At 43.5% G+C, this 18,312-nt stretch carries 11 protein-coding genes; 10 read left to right on the top strand and 1 reads right to left on the bottom strand.

From position 1 onward, the window contains the following. Positions 1 to 149 precede the first annotated feature (149 nt). The gene (gene manA, locus BAA9072_RS19560) at positions 150 to 1,097 is read left to right on the top strand and encodes a mannose-6-phosphate isomerase, class I (protein ID WP_201716365.1); all 948 of its coding nucleotides are present in this window, start codon (positions 150 to 152) and stop codon (positions 1,095 to 1,097) included. A 137-nt stretch (positions 1,098 to 1,234) separates the two neighbouring features. On the opposite strand, the gene BAA9072_RS19555 is transcribed toward manA, so the two are convergent. Continuing rightward, positions 1,235 to 1,978, bottom strand: coding sequence for a MurR/RpiR family transcriptional regulator (locus BAA9072_RS19555; protein ID WP_201716364.1), 744 nt, complete (start codon positions 1,976 to 1,978; stop codon positions 1,235 to 1,237). Positions 1,979 to 2,187: 209 nt separating this feature from the next. On the opposite strand from BAA9072_RS19555, the gene BAA9072_RS19550 reads away from it, so the two are divergent. From BAA9072_RS19550 to BAA9072_RS19510, 9 genes are all read left to right on the top strand, one after another. Beyond that, entirely contained in the window at positions 2,188 to 4,140 is a 1,953-nt protein-coding gene (locus BAA9072_RS19550; protein ID WP_230980949.1) for a fructose-specific PTS transporter subunit EIIC, read from the top strand. Between the two features lie 66 nt (positions 4,141 to 4,206). Beyond that, positions 4,207 to 6,846, top strand: coding sequence for a glycoside hydrolase family 38 N-terminal domain-containing protein (locus BAA9072_RS19545; protein WP_201716363.1), 2,640 nt, complete (start codon positions 4,207 to 4,209; stop codon positions 6,844 to 6,846). 12 nt (positions 6,847 to 6,858) lie between these two features. Further along, entirely contained in the window at positions 6,859 to 8,550 is a 1,692-nt protein-coding gene (locus BAA9072_RS19540; protein ID WP_201716362.1) for a sugar phosphorylase, read from the top strand. A 64-nt stretch (positions 8,551 to 8,614) separates the two neighbouring features. Continuing rightward, positions 8,615 to 9,742: a glycerate kinase family protein gene (locus BAA9072_RS19535; RefSeq protein ID WP_201716361.1), complete on the top strand. Its 1,128-nt coding sequence runs from the start codon at positions 8,615 to 8,617 to the stop codon at positions 9,740 to 9,742. Positions 9,743 to 10,180: 438 nt separating this feature from the next. Then, complete coding sequence (locus BAA9072_RS19530; RefSeq protein WP_201716360.1) at positions 10,181 to 12,127, top strand: BglG family transcription antiterminator; 1,947 nt, start codon at positions 10,181 to 10,183, stop codon at positions 12,125 to 12,127. Positions 12,128 to 12,256: 129 nt separating this feature from the next. Next, positions 12,257 to 14,179, top strand: coding sequence for a fructose-specific PTS transporter subunit EIIC (locus BAA9072_RS19525; RefSeq protein WP_201716359.1), 1,923 nt, complete (start codon positions 12,257 to 12,259; stop codon positions 14,177 to 14,179). A 439-nt stretch (positions 14,180 to 14,618) separates the two neighbouring features. Continuing rightward, a complete protein-coding gene (locus BAA9072_RS19520; RefSeq protein ID WP_201716358.1) occupies positions 14,619 to 15,491 on the top strand; it encodes an ROK family protein in 873 nt (290 codons plus the stop codon). 313 nt (positions 15,492 to 15,804) lie between these two features. Next, positions 15,805 to 16,851, top strand: coding sequence for a LacI family DNA-binding transcriptional regulator (locus BAA9072_RS19515; protein WP_201716357.1), 1,047 nt, complete (start codon positions 15,805 to 15,807; stop codon positions 16,849 to 16,851). 86 nt (positions 16,852 to 16,937) lie between these two features. Then, positions 16,938 to 18,254 carry an extracellular solute-binding protein gene (locus BAA9072_RS19510; RefSeq protein ID WP_201716356.1) on the top strand — a complete coding sequence of 439 codons (1,317 nt, stop codon included), beginning with the start codon at positions 16,938 to 16,940 and terminating at the stop codon, positions 18,252 to 18,254. The last annotated feature ends 58 nt before the right edge of the window (positions 18,255 to 18,312 follow it).

Here is an 18,312-nt window from a genome sequence, read left to right as displayed (position 1 = left end):
CCTGCTTTACTTCTTTATAAAAAGAAAAAGATTGTCAGTCATTGAAAGAAGGTTAACACATTCATTCACACTTGATAGAACCGGCATAATGTAGGACAATTAGTGAAATCGTACGAGTACATATAAAAAGCAAACATTAGGAGGCAACTATGAATCAACCACTATTTCTACAACCCGTATTCCAGGAAAGAATCTGGGGAGGTACGGCATTGAAAGACCAATTCAATTACGACATTCCATCAGAGATAACGGGGGAATGCTGGGCCATATCCGGCCACCCGAATGGACAAAGCACGGTGGTCAACGGTGAGTTTGCCGGAAAGACGATCGGCGAGCTTTGGAACGAGCATCGTGAGGTATTTGGGAACCATTCATCACCGGTATTCCCATTACTGACGAAAATATTGGACGCCAACGCAGATCTTTCTGTGCAGGTGCACCCGGATGATACCTATGCTAAGGAACATGAAAATGGTGAACTCGGCAAGACCGAATGCTGGTACATCATCAATTGTGATGAAGATGCCGAAATGATTTTTGGTCATACAGCACAAACGAAGGAAGAGTTTGTGTCGATGATTGAAAAAGGTGAGTGGAATGACCTGTTGCGTCGCGTTCCGGTTAAGCCAGGTGACTTCTTCTATGTTCCAAGCGGTACCATCCACGCCCTTTGTAAAGGAACACTGGTGTTAGAGACGCAGCAAAGTTCGGATACGACGTACCGTGTGTATGATTATGACCGCAAAGATGCGGAAGGGAATACCCGTGAGCTTCATATCGAGAAATCGATTGAAGTGACAACCATTCCACATAAGGCAGAGGCAGTTGAACCTGTTGTGGAAACACGTGAAGGAATCGAATCGACGAAATTTGTGGAAGCGGAATATTTTACCGTTTACAAATGGAAAGTAGACGGCCATGCCGCATTTGTACAGCACCAGCCATTCCAACTGGCAAGTGTACTGGAAGGAAGCGGAGTACTGAAAGTCCACGGAGAAGAGTATTCTCTTTCAAAAGGAGACCATTTCATTCTGCCTTCTGATGTTGAGACATTTGAAATTGAGGGACAGGTTGAGTTGATTGTTTCTCATGTATAAAGCTTAAGAAAAAGCACGAAGCATCCATTGGGCATGGAGCTTCGTGCTTTACTTTAGGTCATTTTAAACAAACGTTTGTTTAACCGTTACAAACGCCACTGGAATAGGCAGAACCCGACCAAACACTCGTTTAAGGATCATTTCATCACTTTCTTCAAATAAAACTCAAAAATCAAATCAATCAAAATCACCATCGTAGACCTAGGCGTCAAATCATACCCTGCAAACTGCACTTTTTGCACATCGGCGCTAATTGCATTCCGGGTAATTTTCGCTAACGTACTATCTGCTGAATTGGTGATCGAGAGTGAGTCCGCATTCTTATAACGGATCTTCTCAGCTGCCCCTACAATCGTCTTCGTCTCGCCACTGGATGAAATGAAGACGATGAGGTCGTCCTGCTGCACCATATTCGGGAGCAGGTCGATGATATGTGATTCGTACACGTATGACGTTGGCTTGTTCACCTGCATAAATAATTTGCTGAAATACTCCCCGGCCATCTTCGTTAATCCCACTGCGACAATCATGACGCGATTCGCCTGCAATAGCTGTTCACTGATCTTCTCCAATTCTTCTACCCGCAAAGATTCCAATGTCCGATTCGTATCCTGACGGTAACGTTCCAGCATATTCTCAGCCGGACCCACGTTTTCATCGATGCTCTTTAGGTTAAACTTAAATTCAGAGAAGCCACCGAGGCCAAGCTTATGACACATGCGGATGATGGTGGTCGTGCTGACGCTGTTACTTTCAGCCATCGCAGTCAAAGATTGATTCTTCGCCGTTTCCAAATGTTCCTCTACATAATAAAGGACGTGTTTTTCAGCGTATGTAAGTTCCCCGATATAGGGTGAAAACCGATCCAATACTTTCCCCATACAATACTCCTTTGTAAACCGTTTCATAGTATAGCATTCATTATAGCATGTATTGTTATGCTCATTTACCTACTCTTAGACATGACAGGGTTTTCATTCTGTACAATTGTACGCTCTATGTACAAAAGTCCCGGTTCTATCTGTGATATAACTACATTGTAAGGGATTTCATACACATACTGACATTATTTATAGAGAGGTGAACCTCATTGGAATTAAGACAAATGACAGATGAACAGTTGGTCATATTTGATATTGAATCAAACACGAAACAAGAAGTTCTTGAAACAATGGTTGATGCGTTGTATCAACAAGACGTTTTAACATCTAAAGAAGCGTTTTTACAGTCAGTTCTTGAGAGGGAAGAGATTTCTCCTACGGGGCTTGAGGCTGGACTTGCCATTCCCCATGGGAAGAGTAAAGCTGTAAAGAAAGCGAAGTTTGCTGTCGCCAGGCTGAAAAACGGCCTTGATACGTGGGAAAGCATTGACCCGATGAACAAAGTGAAGCTCGTGTTCTTGCTTGCCATTCCGGATTCGGAAGCTGGATCAACCCATTTAAGTGTCCTTTCTGAACTGAGTACAAGACTGATGGACAAGGGCTATATTGACAACTTGATGAACGCTTCTTCCCCTTCAGAGTTTTTAACTTTATTGGATCAAAAAGAAGAGGTTATCGAGACCCCGCAAGAATATACAAAAACAGTACTGGCCATCACGGCTTGTGCAGCGGGTATTGCCCACACGTATATGTCTGCTGAAGCATTGGAGAAGGCAGGACGTGAGATGGGTGTCCGCGTTCTAACGGAGAAGCAGGGTGCGAATGGGATTGAAGATGAGCACCGCGGAGCTATTTTGAAAGAAGCGGATGCCGTGGTGTTTGCAACGGACATTGCTCCAAAGAATAAAGAGCGTTTTGCCGGTAAGCCTTACGTGCAGACACGTGTTGCAGAACCGTTAAAGCATGCTAAAGATATCATCAACCGTGCATTGACGAAGCCTGATGGAACCGTAACGGGAGACAGCAGTGAAGACGAGGTTTCAACGGATGGAAGTAAGCAGGGTCTGATGTCTGAGATCACTCAAGCCGTCATGACAGGTATTTCATATATGATTCCTGTCCTTGTGGCAGCGGGTCTCATGATGGGAATTGCGAAACTTGCCGCCATGCCCCTCGGACTCGTTGATACCATCAATGATATTAAATATGCTACGGATTCAAATGAACTGTTAGTCATTCTTCATCACCTGGATAAGTTCGGCGGGATGATCTTTAAATTCATGTATCCAATCTTCGGTGCATTCGTCGCTTACGCCATTGCCGATCGTGTCGGACTCGTGTCCGGTTTTATCGGAGGGGTATTCGCCGCCGGTCTTCACTATACGTTCTGGGGAATCGAAGGCGGGATTCCATCAGGTTTCCTCGGAGCATTGATCCTTGGACTGACAGCTGGTTATGTCTCTAAATTCTTAAATGAAAAAATCAAGCTGAATAAAAATTTGATTGCGATGAAGCCGATGCTCATCATTCCCGCGATCTCCGTATTAACGATTTTCTTCCTCAATTTTTATATTGTTGATCCTGTTTTCGGAGGACTAAATGCCCTTCTAAGTGATTGGATTACAGCCGCTCAAGGTGCAGGGAATGTCGTACTGGCAAGTATCATAGCCGCAGCTACAGCCTTTGACTTGGGTGGACCGATCAATAAAGCAGCCGGTGCCATTGCCATCGGACTTGCAGCGGATCAAATCTATCCGTTGACTGCCCGCGTATTGGCGATCGTTATCCCGCCGATCGGGTTGGGACTTGCAACGGTTATCGATAAGTATGTCGTTGGTCGTCGTGTGTTCGATGCGAACCTGCGTGTAGCAGGGAATACGTCATTATTACTTGGATTTATTGCGATCAGTGAAGGAGCGATTCCATTTATGCTTCGCAACCCGCTGATCACGATACCGATCAACATCATCGGAGCGATTTTAGGATCTGTAACGGCTGTTGTACTTGGAGCCGTTCAGTGGTATCCACTTCCGGCTGTCTGGGGATGGCCGCTTGTTGAAAATATTTGGGCATACCTCATTGGACTTGCAGTCGGGGTATTGTTCATCGCTTTTGCGAACATTTTCATCCGCTTTGCGATTTTGAAAAAGCACGAAAAATAATCACAAAAAGGGGGCCGGATCATTATAGATCCGGAACCCTTTACCTATTATTTGGAGGGAACATCCATGAAAAAGCGTGTTTATGTCGTACCTCATTCCCACTGGGACCGTGAATGGTATTTTACAATAGAAGATTCGAATGTGTTACTTGCAGAAAACCTGGATCATCTCTTAGATGTCCTGGAAACAAATGAAGACTATACGGGCTATGTATTTGACGCCCAGGCAAGCATCGTGGAGGAGTATTTGAAGGTCCGCCCTGAAAACAGGGACCGATTGAAACAGCAGGTGGAAGAGAAGAAGTTGTTTATCGGGCCATGGTATACGCAGACGGATTCCCTGCTTGTCAATAAAGAATCCATCATCCGCAATCTTCTGTATGGAACGAAGATTTCAAAGAGCTTCGGGCACAGCATGAATTGCGGGTACCTGCCGGATATTTTCGGGCAGAATCAGTATCTACCTTCCATCTTTAAAGGATTCGGGATTGATAACAGTGTCCTTCAGCGTGGGATTTATACGGATCAGTTAAAGGGTGATTTGAACTTCACGTGGAAATCCCCGGACGGTGAGACGGTGAATGCCAATAATATTTACTTCGGGTATGGCCCGGGGAAATTCCTTGAAGCTTCAGAGGAATATAAGGAAGAACGGCTGTTTCCGATTCTGGAGAAGCTTGCTGATATGAACGAGAATAGTGATCATCTCTTACTTCCGGCAGGTGGGGATCAAGTGCTCGTGCGGGAGCATTTCCCTGAGACCATCAAGAAGCTGAATAAGAGCTCTGAGGACTATGAGTTTGTCCTTTCCGACTATGAAACCTTCATGAAGGATGCATGGGAGAATGGGGCGGATTTTACGAATGTGATTGAAGGAGAACTGACGGCGACGCAGAAGTCCCGTATTCATAACACAATCCGTTCCCAGCGCTATGATATTAAGAAAGCCAATTATGAAGTTGAACATAAGATTCTGAATGTACTGGAGCCTCTGGCCGTCATCGGTCAATCTCTTGGTCTTCGTTATCCACAGGCGTGGCTGGACGGAATGTGGAAGGAACTCTTCGATGTCCATGCCCACGACAGTATTGGCGGATGTAACTCCGATGATACCAATCGTGATATCGTTCAACGACTGGAGAAGGTGAACCGGATTGCAGACGGACTTCTGAATATCTTGAAGAAACAAATGACAGAAGCCATAAGTAGGAAAATCGAGAATGACTCCATTTTTGTCTTCTTTAATACGAATGCGTCTATTTTTTCCGGGACTGTGGAAGTCGTTCTATTTACAAAATCTGATCAATTCAACGTGAAGGATTTAGATGGGAAGCCTGTTGCAATCGAAGCCGTTGACCAGGAATATATCAGTGGCGGTAAGAAAATTGTCGTGACAGCGGAAGGCGAGAAGCAAGTAGAGGTTCCGGGTTATTATCGTACCGTCGTGATGGCAGATTTGAAAGATGTTGCCGGGTTAGGGTACGAGACATATATGGTTGAAGAACTCAAAGAAGGTTTGAAAAAGATTGAAGACAGCGAAAATCAAACGATCGAAAATGAACATGTAAAAGTAGAGTTTGTGGAAGGAAATCTGACCCTGACGGAGAAAGACAAGGGCAACATGATCTCCCATCTGCTTCGATTTGAAAATATCGGTGATGCAGGAGATTCCTATGATTTCTCTCCATTAGAAGGCGATCAACCCCTATGGATGGAGGAGGGTGAACTGCTTTCTGTCGAAACAGGTGAGCGATCACAGAAACTCATGGTGAAGCATGAAGCGCTAGTACCAGGGAATCTCGAGTGCCGTCAGGCGGAAATCAACAGCGAACCACTGGTGATCATCACGACCCTTGAGCTTCGAAAGAATGAGAGCTTCCTCCGGGTTCAGCATACAATCGAGAATACGGTTGAAGATCATCGTGTGCGCGTTCGATTAAATACGGGAGTGAAAAAGCCTCAAACTTCTTTTGCCGATCAGGGCTTCGGGCTGATTGAGCGGGGTGTGAACAATCCGTATATGAAGGATTGGAAAGAAAATGGTTTTGCAGAAGCGCCAGTACCGATTTATTGTCTTGAAAACTTTGCAGGGGTATCGACTGATTCTCATACGTTTGCTGCTATTACAAGAGGGATCAAGGAGTATGAAGTGCTTGAAGAGTCAGGAGAACTCGCTCTTACCCTATTCAGAAGCGTTGGTTTGTTAGGAAAAGATGATCTCATGTGGCGTCCGGGAAGAGCATCGGGTATCAACAATAAAGTCGTCTATACTCCTGATGCCCAGATGAAGCAGAAGCTGGTGTTTGAATACGCCGTATATGTTGGGGATGCAGAGCCAGTGGAGATGTTCAGGCTGACGGATCAATATGTTGAACGACATGCTTCTTATCAGAAACAAAGCTTGAATACGTTTGAAGAACGGTTGGAGCGTTTCGAGATTCCTTATCCGGTGAGGGAGATGAATGACAAGGTTTCATTATTGGAAATGGACAACCCTTCCGTTGTTATGAGCAGCTGCAAACGTGCTTATGATGACATGTCGATTGTTGTTCGCTTGTTCAATCCGACGGAAACCGTTCAAACCGTGACAGTCCACCATAGATTCAGTCATGCATCGATCACAAATCTGGCAGAGGAATGTCAAAAGGATGCTGGTACAGTGGTTGAACTCAATCCGAAGGGCCACCTCACATTAAAACTATCTTAAGAAGGTGAAAAGATGACAAAGCAAGAATTAATACAACATGTAGAAAAGAGATTGCGAACGATTTACGGGGAAGATTTCAAAGAGGAATTCCTGACTTCTTTTACGGAGCTTGTGGATAAATGGAGTTCTCATTCGTGGGAAAGTGCCGCCCCTGTGTCAGAAGAAAACGTGTATCTCATCACGTATGGTGACAGCATTTACGAAGAGGGCAAGCCCACACTTGCCTCTCTTCACACCTTCTTGAATGAAAAGGTGAGAGGGGCCGTGACGGACGTTCACTTGCTGCCGATGTTCCCCTATACATCCGATGATGGTTTCTCCGTCGTGGACTACCGTCAAGTGGACCCAAAGCTCGGTGATTGGACAGATATTGAAGGTTTGTCTCAGGACTATCGCTTAATGTTTGATTTTGTTGCCAATCATATTTCAAAATCGAGTGAGTGGTTTCGAGGGTATCTGAATGGCGAAGAAAGATATCAGGAATACTTTGTTCCAAAAGATCCTTCTTTTGACACAAGTGCTGTGGTTCGTCCCCGCACCTCGCCTTTGTATCATGAATACGCAGGAAAGAACGGTGTGAAAACAGCTTGGACGACGTTCAGTGAAGATCAGGTTGACTTGAATTTCCACCACTACCCGGTTTTAGAGGAAACGACGGATATTTTACTTGAGTATGCAAGCAAAGGTGGGACAAGCATTCGCTTAGATGCAATCGGATTCATTTGGAAGGAATCAGGCACGACGTCCATCCATCTGCCACAGGCACATGAAATTATCAGGCTGTGGCGGGAAGTCATGGACTTCTTTAAACCGAATACGCAAATCATTACAGAAACAAATGTCCCACACAAAGAAAACATCAGCTACTTCGGTGATGGATCCGATGAGGCCAATATGGTTTATCAATTCTCCCTGCCTCCACTTGTGCTGTTTTCACTGACGACACACAATGGTGAAAAGCTGACGGAATGGGCGAAAACGATCGATACCGTTTCGGATACTGCGACTTATTTCAATTTCCTTGCGAGTCATGACGGAATCGGGATGCGTCCGACGGAAGGGATCCTGACGGAGGACGAGAAACAACTGCTTGTGAATAAAGTGAAAGAAAACGGCGGTCGTGTTTCGTATAAAGCCAATAGTGACGGCAGCCAGTCTGTATATGAATTGAACATTAACTATTCAGCAGCCCTGGTCAATCAAGGGGAGGATACGACAGAAGAACTTGAAGTGAAGAAGATGCTGGCTGCACATTCCATCTTGTTATCGTTTGTGGGCGTTCCGGCCATTTACTATCATTCTTTACTGGGCTCTCATAATGATGAAGCCGGAGTTGAAGCATCCGGCATCAACCGCAGGATCAATCGTGAGAAGCTGGAGCTTGGGAGCATCCTTAAGGAATTAGAATCGGATTCCCGTCGTAAAGGGATTTTCGAAGGCTTACAGGACATGATTTCAATCCGCCAGAAGGAATCTGCTTTCTCTCCGTACGCAGGACAGGAAGTGCTGGAACTGGGGGCCAATCTATTCGGATTGAAGCGTTTTAATCAGGAAACAGGAGAGAGCATCACATTTGTCGTCAATCTGGAGGCGACTCCGACAGTTGTAACACTTCCTCATTCAGGCTTCGATTTACAGAGTGGGAAAGAGGTAAGTGGAGAAGTTGAAGTACACCCGTATGAATTTATGTGGGTAAAACAATAGATTAATACAGGTGCCAGTCGCTTTCGCAGGCTACTGGCACCTTTTTATAGGAGGCGTGTAGGAGATGAATGTTTTAATAGCATCTGATTCTTATAAGGATTCATTATCTGCTTTCGAAGTAGGGGAAGCGGCTCGTAAGGGGATCCTTTCTGCTTTACCGTCGGCTAATGTGGAGAACTCACCTATGGCGGATGGTGGAGAGGGGACGCTGGATGCCTTGCTCACGTGTCTTGATGGAGAAGAGAAGGAAGTTAAGGTACATGATCCATTAATGAACATTGTCATTGCCCGTTATGTTGTTTTGAACGGGGACACGGCGTTTATCGAAAGTGCAAGAAGCAGTGGCCTTCCCCTTGTACCATTTGAGAAACGGGACCCGATGAAAGCGAACACGTATGGCCTGGGTGAGCAGATCAAGGATGCCATTCTGAGCGGATATCGCAATATTGTCATTTCCCTTGGGGGCAGCGCGACGAATGACGGAGGAGTTGGGATGCTGCAGGCATTGGGATGGAGGTTTTATGATGAGGATGGAGAAGAGCTTGGAGCGGAAGGAAATCCTTTGCTTAAGACAGCTTCATTTTCTGATCACGAGCGATTACCCGGACTGGAGGAATGCTCGTTCACGATTGCGAGTGACGTTACGAATCCTTTTCACGGAGAGAAAGGTGCCGCCCATATATTCGGAAAGCAGAAGGGGGCCACGTCTGAGGGGATACTTGAACTTGATGCCGGTTTGGTGAGGCTCGCTTCCCTATTGGATAAAGCATATGGGATTGACGTCCAACATGTGGCTGGATCCGGAGCTGCCGGAGGACTCGGGGGAAGTATCGTGGCTGCTTTAAAAGGGGTTCTTCAATCAGGCGTTGAGACGATTATGGAGCTTACGGGTTTAGAAGAGAAAGTGATGCAGGCGGACATTGTTTTTACCGGTGAAGGGAGTCTGGACCAGCAGTCCCTGATGGGGAAAGTACCCGTGGGGGTTGCGGGACTGGCGAAGAAGCACGGTAAGAAAGTGATCGGGATCGCGGGTCGAATCGATACGGATTTGGCAGAGGTGAATCAGTATCTGGATGCTGTGTTCTCGATTCAGACGGAGTGCCGGTCGCTGAAGGAAGCGTTGAGGGGCGAGGTAACGAGGGAGCAGATCCAGGTGACGGTGGAGCAGATTGTGCGATTGTTGAAAGATTGAGTAGGACGGGGTGGTTGCCTCGTCTTTTTTTCGTCTTTTGAGTCGTAACGCTGTTTTTTTAGGGGTTAGTAGCCCACTAGACCGTTCATCTGGGAATCTATATATCTATATTTCATAGGAATCATGCGAGATTCAGCTTTAATCGAGCCGGATATCAAAAAATCGTGCCTCTTTTCGGAAGATTACACCGTAAATCCAATTAATCATGCGAGATTTAAGAAAATCATGCCACCGTGTCGAAAAATCGTTATTTCAATATGGTTTTAGTAGGGAAGAGATTCGAGGGAAGGTATTGGATCGACGTTCAGAATGTGACCGTTTGGAAGGAGTGTAGGCTATTAACAGATCGAGCGAGAATTCCAGTACCGAGTTTACTTTTCCATAAGCAAAAAGTATCATAAGGTAGATCATGGTCTCAAACATAAAGAAGGTGAAAATATGAACGAGAGACAAAACGAAATCTTACGCTTGCTTATAGGTGAATCCAATCAATACATACTCATCAGGGATATAACTGAGCAACTGCAATGCTCTGAAAAAACCGTTCGGAACGATTTGAAAACGATTCACTATTTTCTGGAAGAGGTATCATCTGCCAAGCTGTTACGAAAACCAGGGTTAGGTGTCTGTTTGGAAGTAGATGATGAGGGTGGCAAAAAGCTATTCAGCAAGCTTCACTCCACTGACCTGTCTGTTTGGAAAGAAAGTGATGAGGAAAGGGTCATTCAAATCGCCTATCATCTTCTGATGGATGCTTCTTCTATCACATTCCAGGACTTAATGAATCGATATTATGTAAGTAAAGCGGTCATAAGAAAAGATGTAAACCAAATAGAAACATGGCTAAAGCGTTTTGATATAAAGGTGGTGACCAGGCAAAAAGTCGGTTTCACCCTGGATGGCACTGAAAAAGATAAACGCGCAGCATTATCACGCTTATATGAAATGGTTAAACACCCTACACTTACTCAGGATTTCATGAAGAATCAGTTTTCTCCTTCAGAATTCAATGTCGTGAATAATGAATTAAGCCACGTCCAGCGTACCTATTCTATCCAACTGACAGATGAAAGCTTTGAACGAGTCATTCTTCATACACTTCTTATGATGAAAAGGTCAAAACAGGGACAAACGATTTCCATTTCAGAGGAAGAGCTTTCGTATCTTCAGAACAAAACAGAATATCAATGGGCTGCTGAATTTCTGAAGAAGCTCGAACCGTACTTTTCGCTTCATTTTCCAGATGAAGAAATAGCGTATATGTCGCTCCATTTCCTCGGCGGGAAATATAGGTCTCAGAATGTGACTGTCACCGAAAGCTTGATAGATAATCAACCACTTCTATTAAAAGTGTTGAACATGCTGGTAGATAGGGTTTCAACGTCTATCAACATTGATTTTAGGGAAGATCAGGAATTATGGGAAGGCTTGAACGTTCATTTGCATTCTACACTCAATCGTTTGAAACATGGACTCCCCGTATCAAATGTGATGCTGCAGGAAATCAAGAGAATGTATCCATATATGTTTGATCAAGTAATGCTTACATTAGTGGAGATCAATGAAACCCTATCTATTGGCATTCCTGAGGAAGAAGCAGCTTATTTAGCCTTGCACTTCCAATCATCATTAGAGAGGCTTAAAAATCAAACCTTCACCTCGAAAAAAGTGGTGCTCGTTTGTCATATGGGAATCGGTATGTCTCAATTATTGAGAACTAAAATTGAACGTAAGTTCCATTCTGTACGCGTTTTGGGGAGTATTGCTAAAGCTGAATTACAGGATTTCTTCCATAATGAAGAAGTAGATTTGGTCATCAGCACCATATCTTTACCGAACATCCAAGTCCCTCATATTGTCGTTTCTCCTTTATTGGAGAAAAGTGATGAGGAACGTTTGGAGCAGTGGTTAAAACAGGATAAAAACACCTTAACATATCCACATGAAGAATCGATTTTATTAAGATATACCAATCCATTTCTGGTGTTTATTCAACAAGAAGAAACAAACAAGTATGAAATCATAAAGAAGCTCGCTTCCTCCCTATGCTCAAAAGGCTTTGTAGAAAAAGAATATATCGAAAGCACGATGATAAGAGAGAGGATGTCAGCTACCACCATTGGGGCGGGGATTGCGATTCCCCACGGACACCCAAATCTGATCAAGCAATCGGCTATCGCTATTGCGACTTTAAAAGAGCCTATCGAATGGGGAGTAGAAAAGGTATCATTGGTCTTTCTGTTAGCAGTGAAAAATGATGAGCAGAAAGAAGTGAAACAGCTATTTAGTGAAATCTCATCTTTGAGTGAAGACCCCAAGAAGATTCAATCCCTGATTATGCACCAGGATATCATGAACGTTCTATCTGTTTTCAAGAATGAATGAGGCAAAGCGAAGAGAGCTTTGCTTCTTATTTTTGATATTTTTACCGGAGCTCCGGTAAAAGAACAGCCTTTTTGTTCCGACATATCAAGGTATAGTTAATGTAAGCGATTACGAAAAGGGGAATGAGAGATGAAAATACTAGCGATTACATCTTGTCCTAATGGTATTGCCCATACTTATATGGCTGCTGAAAATCTGGAAAAAGCAGCGAAACAGTTGAGGGTCCAATTGAAAGTAGAGACCCAGGGCTCCATCGGGGTAGAAAATGAGTTCACAGATAAGGATATACAAGAAGCAGACGGGATTATCATCGCTGCTGATAAAACGGTAAACAAAGACCGCTTTAACGGAAAGAAAGTATTGGTAGCAGGCGTACAGGACGGTATTCGTAAGCCTGAGCAATTGTTGAAAAAAGTGATGAGTGGAGATGTAGCTGTCTATCACTCTACTTCAGGAGAAAAGAAACAGGAGGAAAAGAAAGAAAATCCCATTTATCGTCATTTAATGAATGGTGTATCGTATATGATTCCGTTCATTGTCATTGGCGGTTTATTGATCGCCGTTGCCTTGACGATGGGTGGCGTGAAGACGCCGGGTGGTCTTGTCATACCGGAGGATTCATTCTGGAAGAGCATCGAAGCAATCGGCGGAGCATCATTCACCTTCATGGTCCCGATCCTGGCAGGCTTCATCGCCTATAGTATTGCAGACAGACCCGGTCTTGCCCCGGGTATCGTCGGCGGGTATATTGCTGCGAACGGAAGTTTCTATGGAAGTGAAGCCGGTGCGGGATTCATCGGTGGTATCATCGCCGGTTTCCTTGCAGGGTATGTAGCCCTTTATATTAAAAAGATCAAAGTTCCAAAAGCCATCCAACCGATCATGCCGATCATCATTATTCCGGTGCTCGCCTCCCTTATAGTGGGACTGGCATTTGTATTCTTGATTGGGGCACCTGTAGCGCAAACCTTTGAAATATTAACTGGCTGGCTCGCAGGTATGCAGGGGACTAGCTCTATTTTACTCGCCCTCATACTTGGTGCTATGATCTCTTTTGACATGGGTGGACCGGTGAATAAAGTTGCCTTTCTTTTCGGTTCTGCCATGATCGCAGAAGGAAACTATGAAATTATGGGGCCGATCGCTGCTGCCATCTGTATCCCGCCGATCGGGATGGGGCTTGCTACATTTATTGGTAAAAAGAAATTCCAAGCCTCTGAAAGAGAAACAGGTAAAGCCTCATTCACTATGGGTTTATTCGGGATTACAGAAGGAGCGATCCCATTTGCAGCGCAAGATCCGCTCCGAGTCATTCCAAGTATCATGGTTGGTTCCATGACGGGTTCCGTCATCGCCATGCTTGGCCATGTAGGGGACAGAGTGGCACACGGAGGTCCGATTGTTGCCGTTCTTGGTGCTGTGGATAACGTATTGATGTTCTTTGTTGCTGTTATTGCTGGTGCGGTTGTCACTGCGTTAGTGGTCAACCTTTTAAAGAAGGATGTTGTAACGGATGAAGAGGCAGTAGCAGAGGGGGAAATGACGAACTCAGCAGAAGTTGCTGAAGATCACCCTCAAATGGAGTCTATTGAAATCAACAAGCTAACGGATATAACCAATTTAGAGCTGATTGATGTAGATTTGAAAGGATCTACTCGTGACGAAGTGATAGATGAGATGATTCAAAAGTTGGAAGGGGCAGGTACCATCACTTCCTCAAATGAATTTAAACAAGCCATCCTTGCACGTGAAGAAGAGAGTACAACGGGGATCGGAATGAATATTGCCATCCCTCATGGAAAATCCACTGCCGTTACAAAACCAAGAGTGGTGTTTGGAATCAAGAAAGATGGAGTGGATTGGAAGAGTCTGGATGGATCGGATGCCAAATTGATTTTCATGATTGCCGTGCCGAAAGAGAGTGAAGGAAACGAACATCTGAAAATTTTACAGTTGCTTTCCCGACAGCTAATGGACGAAGATTATCGGAATCGATTGTTAAATACTGAAAGCAAAGAGAAAGCATATAAATTATTAGAAATGATCGAATAGGTGAGAAATCTTATTGAGGGATTTCATCCCGGTCGATAGAGCAGCGAATTGAATAGAATGGAAGAAGATGCTGAGACAAAAGTGTTTTAGTCAAATAAAAATCCGAACGATCATTCGAAGGTTCATTTATGAAAATCGAAATTGTTCGGATTTTTAATGGTTCGTCTTTAGATTGGGCCAATTTAGTTATGTCCCGGCCTCTTCTTTTTTCTTGTTTTAGAGAATGCAGGAATTATTAGGTGTCTAAAGAAAGATAGCTTATAAGATTGTAAGCTCTATGAAAACTATTCATCAAAGGTTGTTTCAAGTAGCGAAACCAGACGAGTCGGAAAGACAACCTTTCTATCTTTGGAAACTTCGATTATAGTAATTGTAAGGGTTTTCGGAAGTCTGTAGGACTAGAATGTAATAAGAGTGATATGGAAAGGAGCAACAAAGGATGATAGGAGCAATTGAAGCAGGAGGAACCAAGTTTGTTTGTGGGATAGGTGATAAGGATGGAAATATATTCGAACGTGTAACCATTCCAACAACTACTCCTGATGAAACGTTGGAGCAGGTCCATTCCTTTTTTCATAATAAGAAGATTAGTGCATTAGGTGTAGGTTCATTCGGACCGGTTGATCTTGATCGTTCAAGCCCTACCTACGGCTACATAACCAGTACACCGAAAAGGCACTGGAATCATGTGAATCTGATTGGTGACCTTAAGAAGCACTACTCTATTCCGATTGGTTTTGACACGGATGTAAATGCTGCTGCTTTGGGGGAAAGTCTTTGGGGAGCTGCGAAAGGACACGATAGTTGTCTTTATATCACTGTTGGTACGGGGATTGGTGTAGGGGCATTGGTGGAAGGTAAACTTGTCCATGGGTTAACTCATCCTGAAATGGGGCATATTCTTGTCCGGCGACACGGCGATGACTCCTATCAAGGAAACTGTTCGTACCATGGTGATTGTCTTGAAGGACTGGCAGCTGGCCCTGCCATTGAGAAACGGTGGGGAAAGAAAGCATATGAATTAAGTAATGAGAAAAAGGTATGGGAGATGGAAGCCTACTACCTTGCCCAAGCGATCACTCAATATATTCTTATTTTATCTCCAAAAAGGGTCATTGTTGGAGGAGGGGTAATGAAGCAGGAACAGCTGTTTCCGCTCATACATACTCATGTACAATCGAACTTGGGGAATTATATACAACATGAACAAATAATGGAGAGAATAGAAGAGTATATTGTTCCCCCTAATCTGGGTGACAATGCCGGTTTGGCAGGGGCAATCGGATTGGTTTCATCTTATGACAACGAATAAAGTATGAGTTTGTACGATCGATCATTTAGAAATAAAGTGGTTGATCTTTTTTTTGCGGAAATTTTCCCAAGTTTTTTTGTTGAAATATGTTTTATAATGTAGGCAAGAAAAGAAGGAATTCTTTTGAAAAAACTATTTTCTGAATATTGACATATTTAAATTAATTAACTATAATGAACCCATATTAATGAAACCGGTTCGATGAGTTTTATTGAGAATCCCTCATATTAACTCATTTTTAAACATAATGAGTGATTGTTAGGAGTATTTTTTTTACAAATAATGAAACCGGTTCGATAAAAGGGAGAATTGTATGACAACCATCGGTGATGTAGCAAGAGAAGCAGGTGTTTCTAAAAGCACCGTTTCTAACGTGTTTAGTAAAAAGCGTCCGATTAGTGCTGAAGTGACCAATCGGGTGATGGAGGTTGCGAATCGTTTGAATTATGTTCCGAATCATATGGCTCGCAGCTTAGCCACGAAAAAAACTATGATTATTGGTCTTAAAATGCCTACTTACGCAGAGTATGAGCTTAGTAGCTTTGAAACCAAAATTATCAATAGTGTCGTGAAGAAATGTTCAGAAAATGGCTATCGGGTTCTGTTAGATCGAATAGCGGAAAAGGACGAAATGAACTTCGTCTCCAATGATCCTGTTGATGGTGTCATCCTCTTGAATCCACTGGATGAAGACCAGAGAATCCTGAAGTATAAAGGTTCTAAAACACCTTTTGTCATTATTGGAAGACCCAATGATCGAAATGGGGATTCGAAATATGTGGATAATAACAACACAGAAATGGTGAAGGAGGTAGGGGAGTATTTAATTGGACTTGGTCACAAGGAGATCCTATTCTTAAATGCCTCTTTACATATGACCGTTGCTGAGGATCGTAAATCTGGCTTAAAACAGGCCTATGATAATTATGCTTTACCGTTTATGGAAGAGGATGTCATCTATTATGATCCTTCACGATGTAAAGATGGATCTCAATATGGATATACGAGTTTACTAGAAAACTATAGAAAGAAAAAATACACGGCCATCATTGCCGATACCGATCGAGTGGCACTGGGTGTCATTAGAGCAGCAAGAGAGATGGGAATTGATATTCCGAATGATGTGTCCTTGGTTGCGTTAAGTAATAATGAGACACTCGCACACGAGATTACCCCTAAATTAACCAGCATGGAATTACAACCAGAAAAATTGGGGGAAGAAGCAGCAAATATATTAATAAGTACGCTCAGCCATGAGTTAGCACCTAAGAATAAGATGATTCCAGCCAAGCTTGTGAAAAGAGATTCATGCATGGGAGTCAGTGAAAAATTTCAACAGACACTTGAAAGGGGGAGATAGGAGAAAGGGCCGGAAAAGGGGTATATTCCAAAAGATTCAAAAAAATGTAAGCGTTTAAATTGGTTGATAGGACAAGGGGGAGAACAATGAAAAAAGTATTGTTATGTGTAGTTGTCACTTTATTAGTGCTAGCTGGATGTCAATCGAAAACTGGAAGTTCTTCAGAAGAAAAAATGACTGTTAATCCGCCTGATCGTGACCTTGTTGCAGAAGGTCTGCCGGCTTTCAATGAAAAGGTAGCAGACTTACCAAAGACGGACTTAGAAATTTGGTTGGCAGCTGACTATGCGAACACAGATCCAATCAAAGACGCTATTAATGAATTTAAAGAAGTTTACCCTAATATCTCGATTAAAACCGTTGGGATTGAATGGGGAGATATGAGTAATAAAGTAAAGCTGGCGGTATCTAGTGGTGCTGTTCCGGATATGGCACACGCTCATGCTTTTGCGATGGGAGCTCAAGGGCTGGCTGAGCCGCTTGATGATTTATGGGAAGAATGGGGAGCAGAGGATCAAATTGTTCCAGGTGGGATCCAGGATACAGAATGGAAAGGTGTTAAGTACGGAGTGCCCATCGATGTAAATACAACCATCTACCTTTATAATAAGAAAGTTTTTGAAGAAAACGGGATTACAGCACCACCCAAAACGTTAGATGAATTAGTTGATGTATCGAAGAAGTTAACGAAAAAAGATGGTTCCCGATATGGAATTGTCACGAGTGCCAGTGGTTGGAGTTTCTTTGGAAATGTTATAGCGGAAGGATCAAATAACTTGAAGTTCAATGGGGATGAAGTGACTGCGAACTTGAACGATCCTACGGTTGTGGAGACGATGAAGAAATATACTGGCCTGGCTACCGTGGATAAATCATCTCCTGTTCCACCACCTCAACAGCGTCAAACAGACCATCCTGTCGCTATGTTCGGAACAGGAAGAGCTGTCTCCTTTATTTCAGGTCCGTGGGATATAGCCAGAATCAAAAATGAATTCCCGGATGCCTACAAAGATTTGGCAACGGCTCCTTTACCAGGTGCTGATAAAGGATCTGTTCTTGGTGGAGGAAGCTTGTTTGTGCCGAAGGGATCTAAGAATAAGGTAGCTTCGTTTGAATTAATGAAATGGTTCATTTCAGATAAATATGGAATTCGTTTAGCAAAAGAGGAAGGTCGTCATCCGGTGAAAACAGATTTGTATGAGGATGAGTTTTATAATGATCCATTACTGAAGCCATATATTGAAACATTGCAATATGCCCAACCATATAAACTTGAAGCGTTCCCGGAAGCAAACGATGCTTGGGGCAAAGCATTGCGTGCTGTATTCGACGGTGCGGATGCACAGAAGGAATTAGATAAAGCCCAGAAAATCGCTGAAAGAGAGATCGAAGATTCGAATTAAATTGGTTAGCAAAGGGTGAGTAGGAAAAGGTATGTGCTGGAAACATACCTTTTCCTTA

The sequence above is a fragment of the Rossellomorea arthrocnemi genome, assembly GCF_904424705.1.
GTDB lineage: Bacteria > Bacillota > Bacilli > Bacillales > Bacillaceae_B > Rossellomorea > Rossellomorea arthrocnemi.
Note: the sequence above shows the minus strand (reverse complement) of the source record. Positions and strands in the feature narration are given on the sequence as shown.

Excerpts from the sequence above, each read along its gene's own strand:
- manA (WP_201716365.1), top strand. The coding sequence starts at position 150 with ATGAATCAACCACTATTTCTACAACCCGTATTCCAGGAAAGAATCTGG.
- BAA9072_RS19555 (WP_201716364.1), bottom strand. The coding sequence starts at position 1,978 with ATGGGGAAAGTATTGGATCGGTTTTCACCCTATATCGGGGAACTTACA.
- BAA9072_RS19545 (WP_201716363.1), top strand. The coding sequence starts at position 4,207 with ATGAAAAAGCGTGTTTATGTCGTACCTCATTCCCACTGGGACCGTGAA.
- BAA9072_RS19540 (WP_201716362.1), top strand. The coding sequence starts at position 6,859 with ATGACAAAGCAAGAATTAATACAACATGTAGAAAAGAGATTGCGAACG.
- BAA9072_RS19535 (WP_201716361.1), top strand. The coding sequence starts at position 8,615 with ATGAATGTTTTAATAGCATCTGATTCTTATAAGGATTCATTATCTGCT.
- BAA9072_RS19530 (WP_201716360.1), top strand. The coding sequence starts at position 10,181 with ATGAACGAGAGACAAAACGAAATCTTACGCTTGCTTATAGGTGAATCC.
- BAA9072_RS19525 (WP_201716359.1), top strand. The coding sequence starts at position 12,257 with ATGAAAATACTAGCGATTACATCTTGTCCTAATGGTATTGCCCATACT.
- BAA9072_RS19520 (WP_201716358.1), top strand. The coding sequence starts at position 14,619 with ATGATAGGAGCAATTGAAGCAGGAGGAACCAAGTTTGTTTGTGGGATA.
- BAA9072_RS19515 (WP_201716357.1), top strand. The coding sequence starts at position 15,805 with ATGACAACCATCGGTGATGTAGCAAGAGAAGCAGGTGTTTCTAAAAGC.
- BAA9072_RS19510 (WP_201716356.1), top strand. The coding sequence starts at position 16,938 with ATGAAAAAAGTATTGTTATGTGTAGTTGTCACTTTATTAGTGCTAGCT.